This is a genomic window from Gemmatimonadota bacterium, from assembly GCA_009835325.1.
Classification (GTDB): domain Bacteria; phylum JAAXHH01; class JAAXHH01; order JAAXHH01; family JAAXHH01; genus JAAXHH01.
Window position 1 is genome coordinate 40,031 of sequence record VXWP01000082.1, and the last position, 19,857, is coordinate 59,887.

At 62.3% G+C, this 19,857-nt stretch carries 17 protein-coding genes; 4 read left to right on the top strand and 13 right to left on the bottom strand.

The features are described from left to right. Nucleotides 1–10: 10 nt before the first annotated feature. From F4Z81_10775 to sprA, 13 genes are all read right to left on the bottom strand, one after another. Nucleotides 11–814, bottom strand: coding sequence for a phytanoyl-CoA dioxygenase family protein (locus tag F4Z81_10775; GenBank protein ID MXW05538.1), 804 nt, complete (start codon nt 812–814; stop codon nt 11–13). After that, on the bottom strand, nt 807–1,112 hold the full coding sequence (locus F4Z81_10780; GenBank protein MXW05539.1) for a hypothetical protein: 306 nt from the start codon (nt 1,110–1,112) through the stop codon (nt 807–809). Before F4Z81_10780 ends, F4Z81_10775 begins: the two co-directional genes overlap by 8 nt. After that, nucleotides 1,112–1,606: a D-glycero-beta-D-manno-heptose 1-phosphate adenylyltransferase gene (rfaE2, locus tag F4Z81_10785; protein MXW05540.1), complete on the bottom strand. Its 495-nt coding sequence runs from the start codon at nt 1,604–1,606 to the stop codon at nt 1,112–1,114. Before rfaE2 ends, F4Z81_10780 begins: the two co-directional genes overlap by 1 nt. 113 nt (nt 1,607–1,719) lie before the next feature. Next, nucleotides 1,720–2,850: a DNA-protecting protein DprA gene (gene dprA, locus F4Z81_10790; protein ID MXW05541.1), complete on the bottom strand. Its 1,131-nt coding sequence runs from the start codon at nt 2,848–2,850 to the stop codon at nt 1,720–1,722. A gap of 94 nt (nt 2,851–2,944) precedes the next feature. Further along, complete coding sequence (obgE, locus tag F4Z81_10795; GenBank protein MXW05542.1) at nt 2,945–3,970, bottom strand: GTPase ObgE; 1,026 nt, start codon at nt 3,968–3,970, stop codon at nt 2,945–2,947. A gap of 33 nt (nt 3,971–4,003) precedes the next feature. After that, nucleotides 4,004–5,233, bottom strand: a complete 1,230-nt coding sequence (locus tag F4Z81_10800) for an NADP-dependent isocitrate dehydrogenase (protein ID MXW05543.1) — start codon at nt 5,231–5,233, stop codon at nt 4,004–4,006. A 47-nt stretch (nt 5,234–5,280) separates the two neighbouring features. Next, on the bottom strand, nt 5,281–6,204 hold the full coding sequence (gene mdh, locus F4Z81_10805) for a malate dehydrogenase (protein MXW05544.1): 924 nt from the start codon (nt 6,202–6,204) through the stop codon (nt 5,281–5,283). Nucleotides 6,205–6,247: 43 nt separating this feature from the next. Then, nucleotides 6,248–6,787 (bottom strand): NYN domain-containing protein, encoded by a 540-nt coding sequence (locus tag F4Z81_10810; protein MXW05545.1) that lies wholly within the window; start codon nt 6,785–6,787, stop codon nt 6,248–6,250. A gap of 713 nt (nt 6,788–7,500) precedes the next feature. Continuing rightward, on the bottom strand, nt 7,501–8,712 hold the full coding sequence (locus F4Z81_10815; protein ID MXW05546.1) for a pyridoxal phosphate-dependent aminotransferase: 1,212 nt from the start codon (nt 8,710–8,712) through the stop codon (nt 7,501–7,503). Between the two features lie 48 nt (nt 8,713–8,760). Beyond that, nucleotides 8,761–9,246 carry a pantetheine-phosphate adenylyltransferase gene (gene coaD / locus F4Z81_10820; protein MXW05547.1) on the bottom strand — a complete coding sequence of 162 codons (486 nt, stop codon included), beginning with the start codon at nt 9,244–9,246 and terminating at the stop codon, nt 8,761–8,763. Further along, nucleotides 9,243–9,872 (bottom strand): 16S rRNA (guanine(966)-N(2))-methyltransferase RsmD, encoded by a 630-nt coding sequence (gene rsmD, locus F4Z81_10825; protein ID MXW05548.1) that lies wholly within the window; start codon nt 9,870–9,872, stop codon nt 9,243–9,245. Before rsmD ends, coaD begins: the two co-directional genes overlap by 4 nt. Before the next feature lie 201 nt (nt 9,873–10,073). After that, nucleotides 10,074–10,568: a helix-hairpin-helix domain-containing protein gene (locus F4Z81_10830; GenBank protein ID MXW05549.1), complete on the bottom strand. Its 495-nt coding sequence runs from the start codon at nt 10,566–10,568 to the stop codon at nt 10,074–10,076. Between the two features lie 706 nt (nt 10,569–11,274). Then, a complete protein-coding gene (gene sprA / locus F4Z81_10835) occupies nt 11,275–16,890 on the bottom strand; it encodes a cell surface protein SprA (GenBank protein MXW05550.1) in 5,616 nt (1,871 codons plus the stop codon). A gap of 580 nt (nt 16,891–17,470) precedes the next feature. Between sprA and F4Z81_10840 the strand changes: the two genes are divergently transcribed. The 4 genes from F4Z81_10840 (at nt 17,471) to F4Z81_10855 (ending at nt 19,701) form a co-directional block, all read left to right on the top strand. Next, nucleotides 17,471–17,737 carry a MoaD/ThiS family protein gene (locus F4Z81_10840; GenBank protein ID MXW05551.1) on the top strand — a complete coding sequence of 89 codons (267 nt, stop codon included), beginning with the start codon at nt 17,471–17,473 and terminating at the stop codon, nt 17,735–17,737. 47 nt (nt 17,738–17,784) lie between these two features. Further along, nucleotides 17,785–18,198: a molybdenum cofactor biosynthesis protein MoaE gene (locus tag F4Z81_10845; GenBank protein ID MXW05552.1), complete on the top strand. Its 414-nt coding sequence runs from the start codon at nt 17,785–17,787 to the stop codon at nt 18,196–18,198. A gap of 15 nt (nt 18,199–18,213) precedes the next feature. Then, nucleotides 18,214–19,365, top strand: coding sequence for a cysteine desulfurase (locus tag F4Z81_10850; protein MXW05553.1), 1,152 nt, complete (start codon nt 18,214–18,216; stop codon nt 19,363–19,365). Between the two features lie 117 nt (nt 19,366–19,482). After that, a complete protein-coding gene (locus tag F4Z81_10855) occupies nt 19,483–19,701 on the top strand; it encodes a sulfurtransferase TusA family protein (protein MXW05554.1) in 219 nt (72 codons plus the stop codon). Nucleotides 19,702–19,857: the final 156 nt, after the last annotated feature.

Here is a 19,857-nt window from a genome sequence, read left to right on the forward strand (position 1 = left end):
CGTTTTCGTCTCACACCAGTTCGGGTTCGTTTTCGATCCGGCTCAGCCAGTAGTGGTTGTCGAACTGGTCGTCACCGGTCAGAAACCGCCAGAAGTGGATCCGGTTGACATGTTCGATGCGTTCTTCGTTACCATGCCACGGCTGGTTCGTGCTCAGGATATGGCTGACTTCCGGATCGTCGATGTCCTCCGTGTTCCACAGTCGGAGCTGCCTGACGGTCGGATTGAGGCGCAGCTTGAACATGTACCGCATCTCGTCGGTGCGATTCGGCTGGGCGCAGTGCCACATGCCGTGATGGAGCACGATCACCGTCCCGGCCTTGCAGATCATCGGCACCTGGCCCACGAAATTGTGGTAGCGGGCGATGTCGGATTCGCTGATGCGGCGGTAGTGGCTGCCGGGAAGGATCAGCGTGCCCCCCATCTCCCTGGGCGTGTCATGGGCGAAATACATGAACTGGATGTCGAAGTGCAGCCGCGTGTCGATGATCGCGTCCGCGTGCCAGTGCTGTCCGAAATGGTGGCCTGCCGCTACGGTGTGCACGGCGTGGTGGTCGTATAGCGGTTCCGGTCCCACGAGGCTGTGGATGATGCCTTCGATCTCCGGAAGCCGAAAAACGCGTCCCACGGCCGCGTCCGGCCAGATGGCGCTCAGCGGCAATCCCGCCTCTTCCCGGGGGACGGCCTGGTTATCCATTTCCGCTTTCACGGCCTGGTTGAGGTCGTCGGGCACCAGTTCGTCGAAACGGAGATACCCCTCCGCGACGAACCGCGCCATTTGCTTCGAATTCAACAGATGGGTGCTGTCAGCCATCGACCACCTCCATTTTTTCGAGTATGTACTCGTACTTGAGATAGGACACCTGGTATTCCGTACCCGGATAGGCAGGATACTGCTGGGGAAACTGGACGACCCGCCAGCCGTCCCGCATGGCGTCCACTACCGACGCGTAGGGCGGATCCGTAGCGCCGCCCGAGTCCGCGGCGTCCCCCGATGTATGGCGTTCGTCGGCGGCAGAGGTGCCGTCGAATTCGGACCAGGCCACGACGCCGGCATGCAGGTCGGGGGTCCGCAGGTAGAGCACCAGCAGTTTCTGGCGTGTTTCAGACATTAAGAACCCTTTCCGGTGATGCGTGCTATCGTGTCGGTGGTCGACATGCCGTCCAGCACGGGCACTCTCTCCACGCGGCCGCCGTAGGCTTCCACCACGTCCCAGCCCACCACTTCCTCGTGACCGTAGTGACCTCCTTTGACCAGGACGTCCGGCTTGAGCAGGTTGAGCAGCGGAATGGGCGTTGGCTCGCTGAAAAGGACCACATGGTCCACGCAGGCCAGGGCGCCGAGCATGTAGGCCCGTTCCGTTTCGCCGTAGATCGGCCGGCCCTCGTCCTTGATCGCCCGGACCGACGCGTCAGTGTTTATGGCCACGATGAGCAGGTCGCCGAACGATCGCGCGGTCTGCAGGAGATGGACATGGCCCGGATGGAGCAGATCGAAGCAACCGTTCGTGAATACGACGGTGGCGCCTTCCTGGCGCGCGCGCTCCACGACCGCCGCAAGTTCAGCGCGTTCGAGGAGTTTACCGCGGGTCTGCTGATCGTGCATAACCGGTCACAGCGTACGTATTGGCGATTCAAGCGAGTTGTCCTTGATGTAACATCGGGAGAGCGGGGCGTGTCAACCTAAATAACCAGGGGCAGGCGGCAGGACGAACGAGGTCAGGATCTCACGAACATCATGCCCGGCAATTGCCGTACCGCGCCTTTCAGTTCGAGCGCCAGCAGGACGCCGAGCGCCTGGGAGGACGTAAGGGAAAGGGCGGACGCCAGGTGGTCGATGTGTTTGGGATCCGAGGTAACCTGGCCGTACATGGATTCCTCTTCGGGCGGCAGTTCGAAAGCCGGGCCGGCCGGTTCCGGTTCCGACCGGATCGGGTCGAAGCCCAACCGGGGCGCCAGTTCGTCGATCACGTCCTCGACCCGCTGGATCAACTTGGCCGTACCGTCCTTGATCAGCCGGTTCACCCCCTCGCTGCTCGCCGCGTCCAGCGGTCCGGGTACGGCAAAGACCTCGCGGCCCTGGTCCAGGGCGAAGCGCGCGGTGATCAGCGCTCCGCTGCGCTTGCCGGCCTCCACCACGATCGTTCCCAGCGTCGAACCGCTGATAATCCGGTTTCGCTGGGGGAAATTCACGGCGTCCGGGCCGGTTCCGAAGGGGTGCTCCGTCATCACGGCGCCATGTTCCCGGATGGTCGCCATCAGCTTGCGGTTCTCCGCGGGGTACGGCCGGTCGAGGCCCGAGCCCAGCACCGCCACCGTACGGCCGTTACCGCGCAGTGCGGTCCGGTGGGCGAGCGTGTCCACGCCCCGCGCCAGGCCGCTCACGACGGTGAACCCGAATGCGCTCAGTTCCGAGCTGAAGGACTCGGCCATCTTTCGGCCATAGGCGGAGGTGAACCGCGTCCCCACGATGGCGATGCACTGTTCGTCCTCCGCTTTCCATCCTCCGGAAACGAAGAGCAGGGGCGGCGGATCGTAGATATCGCGAAGCCGTTCGGGATAGTCCCGGTCGCGGTAGGTGACGATGCGCGCGTCGTGCCGATCGAGCAAGCGTAACTGGCGGTCGACGAAGGCCTGGTCCCGGTGGCCGCGCACCGCCCGGGCGATCCGGGGTCCCACCCCGTCGGTCTCGGCCAGTTCGTCCACGGTGGCGGACAGGGCCGAGGAGGGCGATCCGAACCGGCTCAACAGCGCGTGGAACCGCGACGCGCCTACGCCCGGCACGCGCGAAAGGGTCAGCCAGGATGCCAGGTCCGTCAGAGACAGGTCCGCCATAGGCGAGTCCTCCATAGACAGGTCCTCGAGGGACGGCCATTCGGTGCAGGTTACGGGACTAACCGGGAACCCGTCGGTACGGAACTCCGTCCGACGCGGTTCTTACAGATTAGTCAGGCGAGTCGGGTCCGATCTCGTGAAGAATCTGGCCGATTTCCCCGAGGAGGTCGGGGATGCCTTCTCCGGTGGCGGATGAGATCGCCAGCACGGGGTTGTTGCGCTGGCCCGCGTGTTTAGCGCGGTCGGGATCCACGACGAGGCCGTCCAGGGCGGAACGGTCCACGATCAGGTCCAGTTTGGAGAAGACGACCAGGGCGGGGCGGGAGAGGAGTACGGGATTGAACTGGCGGAGTTCATTGACGAGCACTTGGTAATCGTGCACGGGATCAGGCTGGCTCGCGTCGAGCAGGAAGACGAGGATCCGGGTCCGCTCGATGTGGCGGAGGAACTGGTGTCCGAGTCCCTTGCCCTCGTGGGCGCCCTCGATCAGGCCGGGGATGTCCGCGAGGACGAAGCGGTCGTAGTCTCCCAGCTTGACGATGCCCAGGTTGGGTTCGAGGGTGGTGAAGGGATAGTCGGCGATCTTGGGTCTCATGGCGGAGAGACGGGACAGCAGGGTGGATTTGCCCGCATTGGGATGACCGACCAGCCCCACGTCGGCGATCAGCTTCAGTTCGAGTTCCAGCAGGCGTTCCTCGCCCGGCTGGCCCTCCTCCCATCGCCGGGGCGCCCGGTTGGTGGACGTGGCGAAGGCCGAGTTGCCGCGGCCGCCATGGCCTCCCCGGGCGATGACCAGGGTCTGGTCCTCCCCGACCATGTCGGAAATCACCGAGCCGGACTCCCGGTCTTTGACGATGGTCCCGGGAGGGACGCCGATGACCAGGTCCGGGGCATTCCGGCCGTGCATGTCCTTGCCCTGTCCGTGCGTGCCGTTCCGGGCCCGGTACAGGTGCTGGTACTGGAAGTCGAGCAGCGTGCGCTTGCCCGGGTCGACCTGCAGGACGACATGGCCCCCGTCGCCGCCGTGGCCGCCGTCCGGGCCGCCCCGCGGCACGTTCTTCTCACGGCGGAAGCTGCAGCAGCCGTTGCCGCCGCGTCCGGCCTTTACGTGGATTCTCGCGAAATCGACGAACATGAGGGATACCCGAAGATCCGCGTTACCCGAAGACTACATCCGCTCGATGATGGCGGTGCCGAATTCCGAGCACTTGACTTCCTGCGCACCGTCCATCAGGCGGGCGAAATCGTACGTAACGATCCTGCCCCCGATGGCTTTCTCGATCCCCTGGATAATCAGGTCGGCCGCTTCGTCCCAGCCGAGATAGCGCAACATCAGTTCGCCGGAGAGGATGACGGACCCCGGGTTGACCTTGTCCTGGTTGGCGTATTTCGGCGCCGTACCGTGGGTCGCTTCGAACACGGCGTGCCCGGTCTTGTAGTTGATGTTGCCGCCCGGCGCGATACCGATACCGCCCACCTGGGCGGCCAGGGCATCGGAAATGTAATCGCCGTTCAGGTTCATGGTGGCGATGACGTCGAACTCGTCGGGACGGGTCAGGATCTGCTGAAGGAAGATGTCGGCGATAGCGTCCTTGACCAGGATCTTGCCCTCCGGGACGTTGCCCCCGCATTCGTCCCAGCTTACCAGCCGGTCCGGGTACTCCTCCTTCGCGAGTTCGTATCCCCATTTCTGGAAGGCGCCTTCCGTGAACTTCTGGATGTTGCCCTTGTGCACCAGGGTGACGCTCTTGCGGTTCCGCGCGATGGCGTACTCGACCGCCGCGCGGATCAACCGCTTGCTGCCGGTTTCGCTCACCGGCTTTATGGCTATACCGGAATCGGACCGGATGTCCCACGCGAACTGTTCCCTGCAGAAGGCGATCAGCCGGGCGGCCTCGTCGCTGTAGGCCTCCTGTTCCTTTCCGGCGTACACGTCCTCCGTGTTCTCGCGGAAGATGACCATGTCCACCTTATCGGGATGACGCACCGGACTGGGCACGCCGGTGAACCAGCGTACCGGCCGCAGGCATACGTACAGGTCGAGGATCTGGCGCAGCGCCACGTTCAGGCTGCGGATGCCGCCCCCCACGGGCGTGGTCAGGGGCCCCTTGATGCCCACCAGGTATTCCCGGAAACTTTCTACCGTTTCATCCGGAAGCCAGCTTTCCGTAAGGTTGAAGGCCTTTTCGCCTGCCAGTACCTCGTGCCACGCGATGCGGCGGTCAGCGCCGTACGCCTTGTCGACCGCGGCGTCGAAAACGCGCTGAGCCGTCCTCCAGATATCCGGTCCCGTGCCGTCGCCTTCGATGAACGGGATGACCGGCTGGGCCGGGACGTTGAGCACGCCCCGGTCATCGATGGTTATGTGCTTTCCACCAGCGGGTGGTTTTGCAGCCATGTCGCGTTCTTCCTCCTCCGTATGCATTCTTTCATTTGATGTGGATGTTATATGCCCAGTTCGTCCAGGCTCTCCTGGTACACCGAGGCGGAAGCACGCAGCGCCGCCCGTTCGTCTTCCGATAGTGCCAGTTCGATCACTTCCTCGATACCCTCGCTGCCCAGCTTCACGGGCACCCCCACGCAGACGTCCCGCAGTCCGTACTCGCCTTCCAGCATGACCGAGGCGGGCAGCACGCGGTTCTTGCCCTTCAGGACCGATTCCACCATCTGGACGACGGAGGCCGCAGGAGCGTAGTAGGCGCTGCCCGTCTTGAGGTAATTCACGATCTCCGCGCCGCCGTCGCGGGTCCGCTGCACGATGCGGTCGATGGCTTCCCGGGACAGCAGCTCGGTGATGGGTATGCCGGATACCGTGGTGTACCGCGGAATGGGGACCATGGTGTCGCCGTGCCCGCCGAGAATGATCGCCTGCGTGTCTTCCATGGATACGCCGAGTTCCATGGCGACGAAGGAGCGGTAGCGGGCGCAGTCGAGCACGCCGGCCTGTCCGTAGACGCGTTTCCGCCCATACCCCGAAACCTTGAGGGCGACATAGGTCATGACGTCCAGCGGGTTGCTGACCATCAGGATCTGGGCATCCGGCGCGTACTTCACTATGTTTTCGGTTACGGACGTGATGATCTCCGCGTTCTTCTTCAGCAGGTCGAGCCGGTCCATACCCGGCTTGCGGGCCAGGCCGGCGGTGACCACCACGAGGGCCGCGCCTTCCAGGGCCGCGAAATCGTTGGAGCCTTCGATCGCCGAATCATAGCCAAGTACCGGCCCGGCTTCCATCATGTCCAGTCCCTTGCCCTGCGGGATGCCGTCCACCACGTCGATCAGGGCGATGTCGCCCAGTTCCTTCTGCGCGGCGTACAGGGCAGCGGTCGCGCCCACGTTTCCCGCACCGACAATGCCGATCTTTACCATTTGTTCCTCCATGTATAAACGCTGTCTAGAATGTCCTGCGACTTTAGCGGGCCGGATCCATATCGATCAGCAGCGACGCGTCGATGGGATGGTAATGGTCCGCGGTTTCCATCAGGTCCCGCGCCGTGTTGTGCGGAAAGGAGAACACCTCCACGCGCGGGCCCAGTTCCTTGAGCAACTGGATCAGCGACACGAAATCCCCATCGCCGCTGGCCAGGATGACGACGTCGACCTTCTCGGCCATTCTGATCATATCGATGGCCATCTCCATGTCCCAGTCGCCTTTCGCCGAGCCGTCGCTGCGCCTGCGGAGATCCTTCCGCTTCACCTCGTAGCTGAACTGTTCCAGCATGGTGACGAATCCGCTCTGGTCCACCTCCGGGGTCTGGATCACGTAGGCGTAGGCCCGTATCAGCCGACGATCGTTCACGGCGGCCTGCATGAGCTTCTCGAAATCCACCCGCGCCGCCATGCCGTGCTGTTGCCGGGCGGCATACCACATGTTCTGGACGTCGATGAAGAGAGCGACCCTTTCAGATTCCGCGCCGCCTTCTTCGCTGAACTGTTCGATCCGCCGCTGCATCTCCCTGACGCGGTCTTCCAGGATCCGATTCCGTTTTTCCAGGTCCGCGCCGTACCGCCGGGCTTCGATCAACGCCGGGTCGGTATCCTCCATCGGGCGCGCGTCCTCCGTCGGACGCCCGTCCTCCGGCCCGCCGTTCAGGACCGGATCGTCCCGCAGGTAGGGGGACGCCGTCTGCTCCGATACGCCGGACCGGGGTTGAAAGGCCGGTATCCGGTTCAGGCGTTCGATGGCCGGCGCGTAAACCGCCTCGCGTTCGTCCAGCAACATGGCGAAGGTCATCCGTCCGCACTCCCGGGTATAGGCGTCGGTCCGGTCACTCAACAGGGAGTTGATGCCTTCGGGGGACGAACTACCGATTTGTTCGATCTCCCGTGAACTGGTCTGTACCAGGGTCCGGATGACCTGCGCGGCCGTGACTTCCCGCTCGAAGCAGTCCCCGGCGAGCTGCGCGGCGAGCGTGTGCATCGCCGTAGTCGCCAGGTCCCGCCCGTCCCGGACCAGTCCGCAGATGTGCAGCAGCTTGACGATCAGTTGACGGTCGAGGGCGAGTTCCAGGACCCGGGCGAGCCCCTTTTCGTCGATCCTGCTGAAAAGATGCCGGTAATCCGCAAGGGCTGTTTTCGAGTTTTCCATGATTCCGCCGTGCGTTCGACGGGTTGCCGCTTAGCTTCGCGTGCGTTCGACAGGTTGCCGCTGAGCTTCGCGGTCGGTCAACCCGCCAGGGACGACAACCCCTCCTCTACCCGGTCCATGCCCCTTTCGATCACGTCCAGGGTGGTTGCGTATGAAAACCTCAGGCATCCCTCCGACCCGAAAGCGGCGCCCGGCGCCGAAATCACCTGGTACGCCTCGAGCAGGTACATGGCCAGGTCCAGCGATCCTTCGATGGGGCTGCCGTCGGGCCGTGTGCGGCCCAGATACGCCGACAGGTCGGGAAACACGTAGAACGCGCCGCCGGGCCGGGCGCACGCCACGCCTTCCATGTTTTGAAGTCTTTCCATGATGTAATTCCGCCGCCGGTCGAACGCCTTGATCATGGGGGGCAGGAAGTCCTCGGGGCCGGTCAGCGCGGCAATGGCCGCGTGCTGGGTAATGGCGCTCGGATGCAGGACGGTCTGCCCCTGGAATTTCACGACCAGCTCCATCACCTCGGCGGGACCGGCGGCGTAACCCAGGCGCCAGCCGGTCATGGCGTACGCCTTGGACAGACCGTTGACCACCAGCGCCTGTTCCTTCATCTGCGGATGAAGGGCCGCGATGCTTACGTGGCGATGGCCGTCATACAGGATCTTCTCGTACAGTTCGTCCGTTATGACGTATATCCCCGCATCCACGACCACTTCGGCGATGGCGGCGAGTTCGTCCCGCGCGTACACCATGCCCGTGGGATTGGAGGGGGAGTTGAGCAGAAGCGCCCTGGTCTTCGGCGTAATCGCGGATCGCACCTGGTCGGCCGTCACTTTGAAAGAAGCGCCCGGTCCGGTGTCCAGCACCACCGGAACGCCGCCCGCGAGTTTGACCATCTCGGGATAACTGACCCAGTAAGGCGCCGGGACGAGGACCTCGTCGCCTTCGTCGCAGATCACGTAGAGCAGGTTGTACAGGGCGTGCTTGCCGCCGGAGGTCGTCGCGATCTGGTTCGGTGCGTATTCGAGCCCGTTGTCCCTGTCCAGCTTGCGGCAGATCGCTTCCTTGAGGTCCAGGATGCCGGTCGCGGGCGTGTACCGGGTGATGTTGTCCCGGATCGCCGCCATGCCGGCTTCCTTGATATGGTCCGGCGTTGGGAAGTCCGGTTCGCCCACGGCGAAGTTGAAAACCTCGACGCCTTCGCGTTTCATCGCGATGGCCCGCTCGTTGAGTACGGTGGTCGCGGAGGGTGCGATGCGATCCAGTTTTCGGGAAAGTGGACGAATAGCGGGCATGAGAAGGGGGCGGAGGGTGGAGTCGGGAAGTCCTTGAATAACCGGGGGTCAGCCGATCGAGCCGCGCTTTTCAGACAGCGCCTTTAACACGGGAGGCGGGACCTGATGGCTTACGTCGCCACCGAAGCGGAAGACCTCTTTCACGAGCGAAGAACTCACGTACACCGAGGGTTCACCGGGAAAGAACGATACCGTGGTCACCGACGGGGCGAGGCGCCGGTTCATGAGCGCCATCTGGGATTCCGTTTCCAGGTCTCCGGCGGAACGAACGCCGCGGACGATAGCATGGGCGCCGAGCTTTTTGGCGAGGTCGACCGTCAGTCCATCCGTCGACATCACCTCGACTCCCGTCCAGCCGTCCACGGCCTGCCGGAAAAGGTCCACGCGTTCCTCCACCGAAAACATCGGGTGCTTTTCCATGTTGGTCGCAACGGCCACCACCACCCGGTCGAACACGGTCTGCGCCTGTCTCAGCACATCCAGATGTCCGTTGGTCACAGGATCGAAAGTACCGGGATACACCGCAACTTTCATCGCCGGGTTCTCGATGAAGGAGGTGGAAGATCGATGGGCAGGACTTCCGTCGGGCTCATGGTTGTCGCCGGACCGTGCTGATCGGCCCGAAAGAAAGACAGCGCCGTGTCACCGAACGTGCGGCTGCGCACCAGGTCGAGACCTTCGCGGGATTCCGGTTGATCGTCTTTGTGATGCTCCAGGACGAGCAGGCCACCCGGAGACAACGCGTTCCGTTCGCCGACGGTCCGGACGATTTCCCGCGCAACCGGATCGCCATAGGGCGGATCGGCGAGTATGATGTCCGCCGCGCAGGTATGGTCAGCGAGGTGATCGAGACCTCGAACGGCGTCTGTCATCCAGATCCTGCTGCTTCCGCGAAACCCACAGTGGGCGAGATTGTCTCTTATCGATTGGACGGCGCGCCGGTCGCGGTCGACAAACAGGCAGCAGCGCGCGCCGCGGCTAAGTGCTTCAATACCCAGGCTTCCTGTGCCGGCGCACAGGTCCAGCACAGTACCATCGACGATTCGTGCCGACAGGATGTCGAACAGCGATCCGCGTACGCGGCTGCCGGTGGGACGGATGTCTCCGGTTACGGACTTCAGCCGACGGCCCCTGGCGATTCCTGTGCCGATTCGCAGCATGATCCCCACCTCCGGCCATTACCGTTCGGACCACATCGAAAATAGATTTTCAGGGGGTGCATGTCAATAAAAAAGGCCGTGTGGAAACCTCGGTTTTCCGGCTGTTTTCAGGGTATTCCGGCAAGTTGTCGCATGGCTTCCGACCAGGCGCGTCCAGGCGCGTCCAGGCGCGTCCAGGCGCGTCAAGGCGCGACCGCCCATTCACTTCAGCTTCACCAGGGGTCGTATACGGCCAAGTTTGGCGGGTCCGATCCCCTTCACTTCGAGCAGCTCCTCGACCCGCTCAAAAGGTCCGGACCGTGTCCGGAATTCGATGATCGCCTCCGCCAGTTTCGGACCGATCCCCGGCAGTTTCTGAAGTTCTGACGCAGGGGCGGTGTTCACCGGTATCAGCAGGTTGCCGGCGGAAGAAGCGGATTTCGCAGCGGCCCCGGTGACCGGGCGTCCAGAGTCTGTCCCGGCGGACAGGCGTCCAGAGTCCGCCCTGGTGGACGGGGCGCGCGCGTTTGAATCGTCCACGTTAGCCGTGGCGGATGCCGTCTCGATACCTGCGTTCAGCCGTCCGTGCGCCTGAGCCGGTCCCAGATCGGGCAGGAAGTCCGAGTTATACTGTTTCACCAACAGAATAACGGCGCCGGCCAGCATGCTGACTGCGACGAAGATGACGGCCTGTATCTCCCCTTTAGTCATAATCATCCTCGGCGCCAATCAGTTGAAGACGAACTCGGTCCACAGCCCGCCGCCTCGGCGAAGCCGCTTCTGCTGGGTAATCACGTTCAGCGTATTGGTAAGTTCGAGCGTCACGCCGCCGCGGACATACCTGCTGAAGCGGTAATCCGTCGTAACCGAGAACCGGTTCTGATTCTGACCGTTGTTGGCCTGGAAATCGCCGCCTATCCGGGAAATCAGTGTCCTGTTGGAGTCCCGGGTGAATTGCAGCCGGGCGTTGATGTCCCCGCTCGTTCTTCTTCCGAAGATCCGGACACCGGGCCTGAGCCGGTAGTCTACGGCTACGGTAAATGACCTGGTCTGCAGTTTCTGATCGGTCGCGTTCCGTCCGAACTGGGTCAGTCCGTCCGACGTATTGAAATTGCCTCTCAGCACCAGGCCCGCGTTCAGGTCGAAAACGAAACCGAACAGTGGAGACCGGGCCGTCGTGGTCGTCCGGGTAATACCGGATTCGCCGGGGTCCGAATCACCCGTCAAGCCGCCCTGAGCGACCGCCAGGTCCTGCTGCTTCAGGTCGGTACTCTTGCCGTTGCGTCTCGAGTAACCGCTGGACAGTTCGATCCGACGAAACAGCCGGCCGAATTCACCCATGCTCCTGGGATTGGGACTCCAGCGCAGGTTCATTTCCGGCCACGTGGTGTTGCGCTGCTTCCGGTTCAGGTTCGTGGATCGGTTATGGGTCGATACCCATGTAGGCCTGATGGAAAAGGACGCTCCGAAGAAATTGATTCCCGTGCTGACGTTGAAGGACGACCGGTTCGCTTCCGATTCCTGGTTGCGCTGTATGCCGGTAACCCCGCCGCCGGTCCCCAGGGTGTCGAACGGTACGGAAAAATAGTCCGACAGTCCCATGCGCTCCCGCAGGGTCGGGCGGGCGACCGCGTTGAAGAAGTTTTGATTGCGGCTGACCGTGAAATTGAGTGTGACCGGCGAGAGATTGCCCAAGCCGGTGACAAATCGGTCTGCCACATTGCGCCTGAACCATCCGGAATCTCCCGGTTCCGATCGCCTGGAAGCGCTCCCGAAAACGTTGGATACCATCCTGGCCATATTGACGTTGGTACGCACGCCCTGCTGGTTGTTGAACGTGATGGTCCTCGCTTCCGGAGAACCGCCGACAAGCTGAAGCTGTGGATTCCGGTTTTCCGCGTATGAAGTGGTAAAGTTGTAGGAAGGCCGGAACCAGGTGGTGATATCGGGCCGGTAGTCGAGACCGAGGTTCTGTCGGAAGCTGGTTTCCGGTCCGAATTCCAGGCTGGTAAAGGGATACGGTGGAATCGGACTTCATGTCGTTGGAAACGGCCAGGTTGTAGTTCATTCTCAGGGACCTGAACGGTTCCATGATCGCCCGGATATTCCGATTCAGATACCGGGTGAAGCGTTCGCTCCGGTCCGAAATGGCCAAAGGGGTCTCACTGGCATCCCCGACTTCGACGATCCGGCCCGGCCGGTTGAGATAGATCCGCCTGTCGCGGTTGATCTCCGAGAACAATTCCAGTCGAACGGGGAGCGGGTTGAACGTCTGCCCCGATATGAAATCCGGCAGCGGCATCCACCCGAGAATCGGCCACTGGATCCTCGAACGCGGAGTCAGATTGTACTGCAGCCGGGCCCGGTAGGCCCCGGTCGTATCGATCCTGGAAACGGAGTGCCGGAAATAGTTGGTCGACGTGTAGTCGAACCGGAGGCGTTCCAGGGTCCAGGCGACGAGGGGATTCGTGGAACCGATCCGCTTGGAGATTGAAGTCGAGAAGGACCGGTCGGTGTTCTCCGTGCGCTGGGCTTCGCGCTGTTCACTGTTCAGCAGTACGATATCGGAGCCGACCTGCAACCTGGGCAGCCTGAGGTCGTTCCTCCAGCGGAGTCGCACCGGGACGGACAGTCCCCAGTTTTCCGGCAGCATGTTTCCCAGGTTCAACAGGGTGGAGAAGTTCATCACGGTGGTCCTGCTCCCCGCTTCTTGACCGCCTATCCGGCGGAAGTGGCTGCCCACGCTTCTGACGGTCCCGAACAGCGAGAACACGTCGGCGAAATCGGCGTCTATCTTCAAGCGGCCGGCCAGGCCCCGGTCGCGCCTGACGTCACCGGCCCTCAGTTCGTCCAGCCAGAGTTCGCCTCCCTCGAGTTCGTTATCATAAGGGTTGTAGATCCCGACTGTAATATGGCGGACCCGGGCCAGCGCGGGCGCTCCGAGTACCCTGTACTGCTTGTTCCCTTCCAGCTCGGCAATGGCCACCGTGCGCCCCGTGCCCGGCGGTCCCTCCTTGAATCGTACGGGACGTTCCTTCCCATCGCTCAGTATGACCGAATAGGTGGTATCCGCCGTCGTCGCAGTCAACCGCGCGGCTTCTGTTTCGCTTTTCAGAATCGTCAGATCGTCGAAAACGACCCTGAGATGATTCGCATCGTCCCAGCCCGGGGCCACACGGGTCCTGTATTCGTAATAGTCGTTTTCACCGCTGCCGAATCGTATAAAAAAGTCGGGCGACCCGCCTCCTTCGAAATGATCCGAACCGTGGATGTACAGTCTCAGGGTGTTATACAACGTATAGTCCTGGAAGGTAAACAGCGTTCGGTAGGCCTGGGCGCTGTGATGTGGCTGCAGGTTGGTATAGGTAAGGATCAGCGACTGCTCCTTGACTTGCAGGCCGGTTACCCGATCGTACTCGATGATCGCGTCGGGTGGTGTAGTGTATTCCCCAGGGTTGTCGTAGGTATTCTTCACGGCCACATCGAAAGTCTCCTCGTATTCCGCCAGCTTTTCGGCCGGTACCGGGAAACCGCTGGAATCGGTGATGGCCCCCTGAAAATCTTCCTGCCACTGGTTTCCCACGATGTTGATGGAGGCGATGCGCATTTTTAACGGTTCGTTGACCATCGTGATCCAGAGCCGGACCGTTTCGATCCGGTCGAACCTCGGCATGCCTACCGAACCGTCGTACGCCTGGTTTGTCGTTGCGGTACCACCCACCATCGTTTCCGCACTGCCCTGGCCACCCGCGTCACCCTCCTGCGGATCGGTGCCGGGCGGATCCGCCTCGGATAGTCCGGTGTCCAGCGGAATGCGGTACAGGCGCCAGCTGTCCGGGTTCTCCCAGTTGGATCGCTCCCGGTCGCCGCCGGCTACGAACATTGTGTCTTCGTGGTCCGGACTCAGATTCACGACGAATTTGAAGTAATCGTTCTGTACATCGAGAAATCCGGAGTAATCGAGGTCTTCGGTATCGGGACGCCGGTTCTGGTCCGGATCGCTGGCATTGACTTCCGGTCCATTGATCTTGCTGTAGTCGACCTGGTCGACCGGCACGTTGCCGCCCTGCGTGCCTTCGAAGGCGAAGTTGTCCCCGTGCGGGTCCGGATTCGTCACCGGGTCGAAACCGGTCTCGTCCTCGTCCCGCAGGCCGTCCATCCCGATATCTTCCTCCGGTTCCAGGAGATTGTTACCGAAACCGTCGCTCCGGTCATCTTCCGTATCCAGCCGCCCGTCGTCGTTGACGTCTTCGCTGATCACCCCGAGGTCGACGTGCAGTTCACCCCGGTTTCCATTCACCCACAACTCGATGAACCGGCTGCGCGTCTGGTCGACGTAGCCGCCGGCCAGTGGATGCATCAACCCGCCCCAACGGTTCAGTACGTCACCCGGTCCCATTGGCTGCCCCGGCGCGTTGAAGGTGGAATCGGCGTGTATACCACCCCAGCGCAGGTCCGGTTCCGTGGGATCGAATTCCATGATCAGCACGTGCTGCAGCTGGTCGCGGCCCGTGACCTCACGCGCCGGATAGATCTGGCGGACGTCGACCTGCTCCAGGGGATTGTACCAGATCAACCGGCCCCGCTGGCCGTGCGTGAGCCGATCAGGCGGACTGGACGGCCGCCAGCCGCTGCGGCGCACGCCCAGGTCGGTTTCCTCCTTGCTCCCTTCGAAATCGTCGATGAATCCGTCGCCCAGGATATTTGGGTTGGGCACGCTCTGGGCAAGCTCGGCTTCGATGATCAGCGAGGACGCCTCGTCCCCGAGGTCCGCGGGGGAGATGTAATCCATGAAGGAAGTCATAAAGTCCGGTTCGAATTCCAGGCGCGCATCGATCCCCCACATCATGTAGCGTCCGGTTTCGCGGCCGATCCGGGATTTCTGTTCCAGGGACTTGTCGGACCGGTACAGCAGGGTGCCCTTTATCCAGGACCGTTCGTTGAACTGGTATTCGCCCTGCAGCCCGAGCAGCGTGTTCGACACGGGCTTGAAGAACGGGGCGAACTGGAACTGGACGGTCACGTCGGCATCCGGGGTCAGGGCTTCCTCGTTCGTGAAGCGGATCTGTCCGACCTCGTACAGTATGATGTAGTCCGTTCCCCGCTGCAGTTGCTGGCCGTTCAACCGGACGATTTCACTTCCCTCGATGATGTTGGTCCGACCGAGCGCATACTGGGACAACTGGTTCCGGTATTCGACCTCCAGGAAGTACTTGTGCAGCCTGCTGTGCTCGCTGATGATCTGTTCGTTCGACAGGTTGTATATCCCGGGCGTTTCGTCAGGAAGGCCTTCGTCCTGGGTATCCGGATAGGCCAGCTGTCCGGCAGCATTCCGGGTCAGCATCGGCGCGAAGGGATACTGGTCGGGGAAGATCAGTTCGCCCCGCTCGAAATTGATCAGCGAGTAGTCGATATCGACACGCCGGTCGGGTTCTGAGTGGGCGTCCACTCCCCTTCGGTCGAGCCCCAGCAGCTGGACGTAGGGCGTCCCGTTCTCGTCGATCTCACTGTGTTCGCCTTCGGACACGATGCGGTAGATCCTCAGGTCGAAGCTATTCGGATCGATATCCGTCTGACCGAGGTAATACACGTTTCGCCACTCGTACTGCCAGGTACCCCATTGCTCGGGATCGTCCGGATTGTCCGGAGCGCGTTCCTGTTGCCGTTTGAGCAGGCGCAACAGTGGGGTGTCGCCGTCCAGGCGACCGTACCTCTTGACTTCTCCGTCCTGGCCAACGGTCTCGTAATAAACCGCAAGAATGTCGTCTTGCTGCAGCGGCTTATTCAAAGCGATGTAGCCGAAACGTTCGTTTACGTAGTATTCGTCGGATTCCAGGTACCTGAACTTGCCTTTCACGAAATCACCTTCCTCCGATCCCTGGATGAGCATGCCCTCGGCGTCGTACACCGGGGGATCCGGATAGGCATTGGCAAGGACAAGCTTCGGCTCGTCGGTCGGGGTGAGTTGCCCAGACACGAAGACCTGGATCGACCGGACCGAGTCCTCGGCCGCGACGCGATTTCCGTTTTCGTCTCGCTGCGAGAAGTCCCGACGGAAATTGCCGTCGATGAAATAGTAGGTCCTGCGCCTGAAGTCGAGGTCCCTGATCACCCGCCTGGAACCCTGCGAGCCCGCCTGGAACGTGGCCGACTCACCTTCCCCCTTCTCCTGGCTGGCGATCGCGGTCAGGTGGAAGCCGCCGAGTTGGCCCGTCGTTTTGATCCCGAACAGTCCGGTGTGCTGTTGCGTATAGCCCGTGAACTCCGTGTTCTTCAGATCGAGGGAAACGTTGCCCGCCTCGAAACTCTTCAGGATGCCGTTTCCTTCCCGTCCGTCGTCAAAGACATCCTGGTAACGGATGGCGAGGCTGTTGTCGAGATCGGTGAACGCTTCGCTGTTCTGCCTGATGTTCACCTCGATCTTCTCGCCGATGTTCCCCGTTACGGTGAACTCCTGGTTTTGCTTCATTGAAACGTTGGGTGCCCGGGACACCCGGTTCGTCGCCGTACTCGCGTTACCCTCCGTCCATCTGCTGTCCAAGTCCATTTCGATGCGCTGGTTTCCGAGAATCCGGATGACGGGCGAGCCGCCGCCGAGAAAAGTAGGCAGGTTCACCGGCACATCAAGGGTCAGCAGGCCTTCCTCTCTGAGTCGCGTTTCGGTGTCGAAAACGTAGGACAGCACGGACGTCCGCCACATTGCCCTGAATTGCGCCGCGCTGCGCAGCCGGTAGTACTGGTTAAAGGACAGGACCAGCGGCACGCGCAGGCCGAGTCCGCGTTCCTCGTCGATGTAAGCCAGAAGCTGTAGATCGGGATAGATGACGGTCCGGCCGCCGAATAGCCGCGGCGTGTCGGAAAGCGTACGCAATGGCGGCTTGCTTTGCCCGTAGGCGATTTCGTCAACCTCTTCGAACGTTACGAAGTGCAGCCTTGCGCTTTCGAGCCGGATCGTCGGGCCTTCCACTTGCGCCTGCGCGGCGAAGGACCACGCGGATACCAGCACGAGGCTGAGGAAAATCGTGAAATTGCGTTTCATAGATTAACGAAAATAAACCTGGGGAGCGACGCTCGCAATACCTGTTGGTACGTCTGAAGGACGACTGAAGGTCACCTTGCGTTCCATGACGGGAAGCCGCGTTCCATGCCGGGAGGCCCGCCGGCAAAAGACTTGACACGGCCTGGCGCCTGGATTAGCGTAAGCTTGCACACCGCTTTCGCGCCGGCGCCTTCGCACGAACGCCGTCGCACGAGCGCCGTTGGTCCTGATGCTCTGAACGAAACCTGGAGTTTGCTTCCCATGGAACAACAAGCCACCGAGTTGACCACGGGCGGATGGGTCTTTCTCATCCTCGCATGGACTGTAATCACGGGCCTGACCGCCGTCTGTTTTTACCGGGTAAGAAAGTTGGATTAGACCCGGCGGAATTTCCGATTCCTCGCCTTCAGGATCGCCCCCGAACCCTCGGTGTCGATTCCTCGCCTACACTCCGTTTTAAGTCTTACAGCGACAGCGAGTCTTCCCGATCCTAAACGTGCGCCCCGCTTGACATTCGGGCGTTTTTGCCTTATCCTGTAACGGTTTTCCCGACTACGATTGACGCCTGCAAAGGACCGCCATGCGGATCATCGTCAAATGTTTCGCAGGATGCAAGGACGCGGTAGGCGCGGCGTCGGTCGAGGTGGATCTCCCGGCGGGGACCACCGTGGGTGAGGCCTTTGCGGAGCTTGTTGATGCCTATCCCGCCCTGGCGAGCTACGACCGGAGCGTGATGCTGGCCGTGAACCGCGAATACGCCGACCGGCAGTCCGTGCTGGCAGATGGAGACGAACTGGCGTGCATTCCGCCCGTGAGCGGGGGCGCTGAGAGCCATCCGCGGCGCTGAACATGAGCGGCGGCGCAGTTCCTCCTTAAAGAAGCAGGTACAGGTGCGTGTACAAGATCACGAGCGAATACATAAAGCCGGACGCCCTCTTCGAATGGTCCCTCAAGCCCCACCACGGTGCGGTGGTCACCTTCGCCGGTACCGTGCGGGACCACTCGGACGGCCGGCGGACCCTGCGCCTGGAATACGAGGCCTACGCTGAGATGGCCGAAGCCAAGATGCGGGAAGTGGGCGAGGAAATCCGCGAGAAATGGGGCATCGAAGACGTCGCCATGATTCATCGTGTCGGCACGCTCGAAATCGGGGAGATCAGCATCCTCATCTCCGTGGCGACCCCCCACCGAAAAAACGCATTCGAGGCCTGTTCCTACGCGATCGACCGCGTCAAGCAGATCGTGCCCGTCTGGAAGAAGGAAATCCGCGCAGACGGGGAGCGGGAATGGGTGGAACGCAATACCTGAAAACCGGTCCCTGTCATGATAAACCTGGACCACGGCGCGGCGCCACCGGTTGACCCCCGTGTCATCGAAGCGATGGAGCCCTGCCTCCGCGAATACGCCGGGAATCCGTCGAGCCTTCACCGGGCCGGCGTGGAGGCGCGTAACGCGCTGGAACTGGCGCGCGGCCGCGTAGCTGGACAGATCGGCGCTGATCCCGGCGAGATCATATTCACCGCGAGCGGCACCGAAGCGGACAACCTGGCCGTCAAGGGGATAGCGCAGGCGAGCACGAACCGCGGCCGGCACATCGTTGTTTCGAGTATCGAGCATCACGCCGTGCTGTATGCCGCGAGAGCCATGGGACGGCAGGGGTTCACCGTCACGGAGGTCCCTGCCGACGGAGACGGTGTCGTGCAGCCCGACCGGGTCGCGCGGGCCATGCGGGACGATACCGTCCTCGTTTCCGTCATGCGCGCCAACGATGAGACGGGCACGATCCAGCCCGTGCGCGAAATCGCCGAGATCGCCCACCGGAACACCGCGGTCTTCCACACCGATGCCGTGGCTGCAATGGGGCGCATGCCCGTTGACGTTCACGAGCTGAACGTGGACGCCTTGTCCCTCTCCGCCCGGTCCCTGAACGGCCCGCCAGGCGCTGGAGCCCTCTACGTGAGGGCCGGCACCCGGCTGCGTCCCCAGGTGGAAGGAGGCGTCCAGGAAGACGGACGCCGCGGCGGACACGAGAACATCCCGGCGATCGTGGGTTTCGGCAGGGCGGCGGAGTTGGCGGCGGATGAATTGCCCGCCCGGATCGACCGCTTGAAGCGGCTGGACGAATCGCTGTTGCGCGGTTTGAGGGACCGCCTGCCGGATGCCTCCATCAACGGACATTCCGGCCTGCGCCTGCCGGGTCACATCAACCTTTGGATTCCGGAGGCCGACGGCGAATCCGCGGTCCTGATGCTCGACGCCCGGGGCATCGCCGTTTCCGTCGGTTCCTCGTGCGCCGCCCACGCGGCCAAGCCCTCGCACGTGCTACTGGCCCTGGGCCGAACGGCGGCCGAAGCCCGGTGCTCGCTGCTGATCACCGCAGGTCCGGACACCGTGGAATCCGATGTCGGCGAAGCACTGGACGCGCTCGCCGAGGTCGTGGGAGAACTGCGCGCCATCGCCGGCGTGACGGCATAGTATGCGTGGCGCGACGGCGCGGACGATCGGCGCCACCGTGCGGACGATCGGCGCCACCGTGCGGACGATCGGCGCAATTCATCCTGGGAGTTCCGACGAACCGTGAACCAACCGGCCATGACCCTCGACACCTTCGGCCTGCTCTGTCCCGTGCCGATCATGAAGACCGCGTCGGCCATCCGGGAGATCGCCGTAGGGGAAGTGCTGGAAGTGCTGGCCGACGATCCCCAGATCCTGGAGGACATGCCGGCCTGGTGCGCGAGTAACGGGCACGCCCTGCTCGACACCATCGAGGAAGGTGAGGAATACAGACTGTTCGTGAAAAAGGTAAAGTGATTGCCCTGGCGTGCCTTCGGATGTATTTTGCGCAACGAGATTCGACCACCGGCTGGTTGCCTGTTCGGGATTCGGCTGGTTGCCGTTCGACCTTCGGTTGGTTTACCGTTCGACCTTCGGTCGGTTGCCTGGTGGAAATGCGGTGGTTTTGCAGCG

Bases quoted from the DNA above. Each gene is read 5' to 3' on its own strand.
- coaD (MXW05547.1), bottom strand. From the start codon at position 9,246: ATGAAAGTTGCGGTGTATCCCGGTACTTTCGATCCTGTGACCAACGGA.
- dprA (MXW05541.1), bottom strand. From the start codon at position 2,850: ATGGAGGACTCGCCTATGGCGGACCTGTCTCTGACGGACCTGGCATCC.
- F4Z81_10840 (MXW05551.1), top strand. From the start codon at position 17,471: ATGCGGATCATCGTCAAATGTTTCGCAGGATGCAAGGACGCGGTAGGC.
- sprA (MXW05550.1), bottom strand. From the start codon at position 16,890: ATGAAACGCAATTTCACGATTTTCCTCAGCCTCGTGCTGGTATCCGCG.
- F4Z81_10830 (MXW05549.1), bottom strand. From the start codon at position 10,568: ATGATTATGACTAAAGGGGAGATACAGGCCGTCATCTTCGTCGCAGTC.
- rfaE2 (MXW05540.1), bottom strand. From the start codon at position 1,606: ATGCACGATCAGCAGACCCGCGGTAAACTCCTCGAACGCGCTGAACTT.
- mdh (MXW05544.1), bottom strand. From the start codon at position 6,204: ATGGTAAAGATCGGCATTGTCGGTGCGGGAAACGTGGGCGCGACCGCT.
- F4Z81_10850 (MXW05553.1), top strand. From the start codon at position 18,214: ATGATAAACCTGGACCACGGCGCGGCGCCACCGGTTGACCCCCGTGTC.
- F4Z81_10855 (MXW05554.1), top strand. From the start codon at position 19,483: ATGACCCTCGACACCTTCGGCCTGCTCTGTCCCGTGCCGATCATGAAG.
- F4Z81_10775 (MXW05538.1), bottom strand. From the start codon at position 814: ATGGCTGACAGCACCCATCTGTTGAATTCGAAGCAAATGGCGCGGTTC.
- F4Z81_10810 (MXW05545.1), bottom strand. From the start codon at position 6,787: ATGCAGCGGCGGATCGAACAGTTCAGCGAAGAAGGCGGCGCGGAATCT.
- F4Z81_10800 (MXW05543.1), bottom strand. From the start codon at position 5,233: ATGGCTGCAAAACCACCCGCTGGTGGAAAGCACATAACCATCGATGAC.
- rsmD (MXW05548.1), bottom strand. From the start codon at position 9,872: ATGCTGCGAATCGGCACAGGAATCGCCAGGGGCCGTCGGCTGAAGTCC.
- F4Z81_10780 (MXW05539.1), bottom strand. From the start codon at position 1,112: ATGTCTGAAACACGCCAGAAACTGCTGGTGCTCTACCTGCGGACCCCC.
- F4Z81_10815 (MXW05546.1), bottom strand. From the start codon at position 8,712: ATGCCCGCTATTCGTCCACTTTCCCGAAAACTGGATCGCATCGCACCC.
- obgE (MXW05542.1), bottom strand. From the start codon at position 3,970: ATGTTCGTCGATTTCGCGAGAATCCACGTAAAGGCCGGACGCGGCGGC.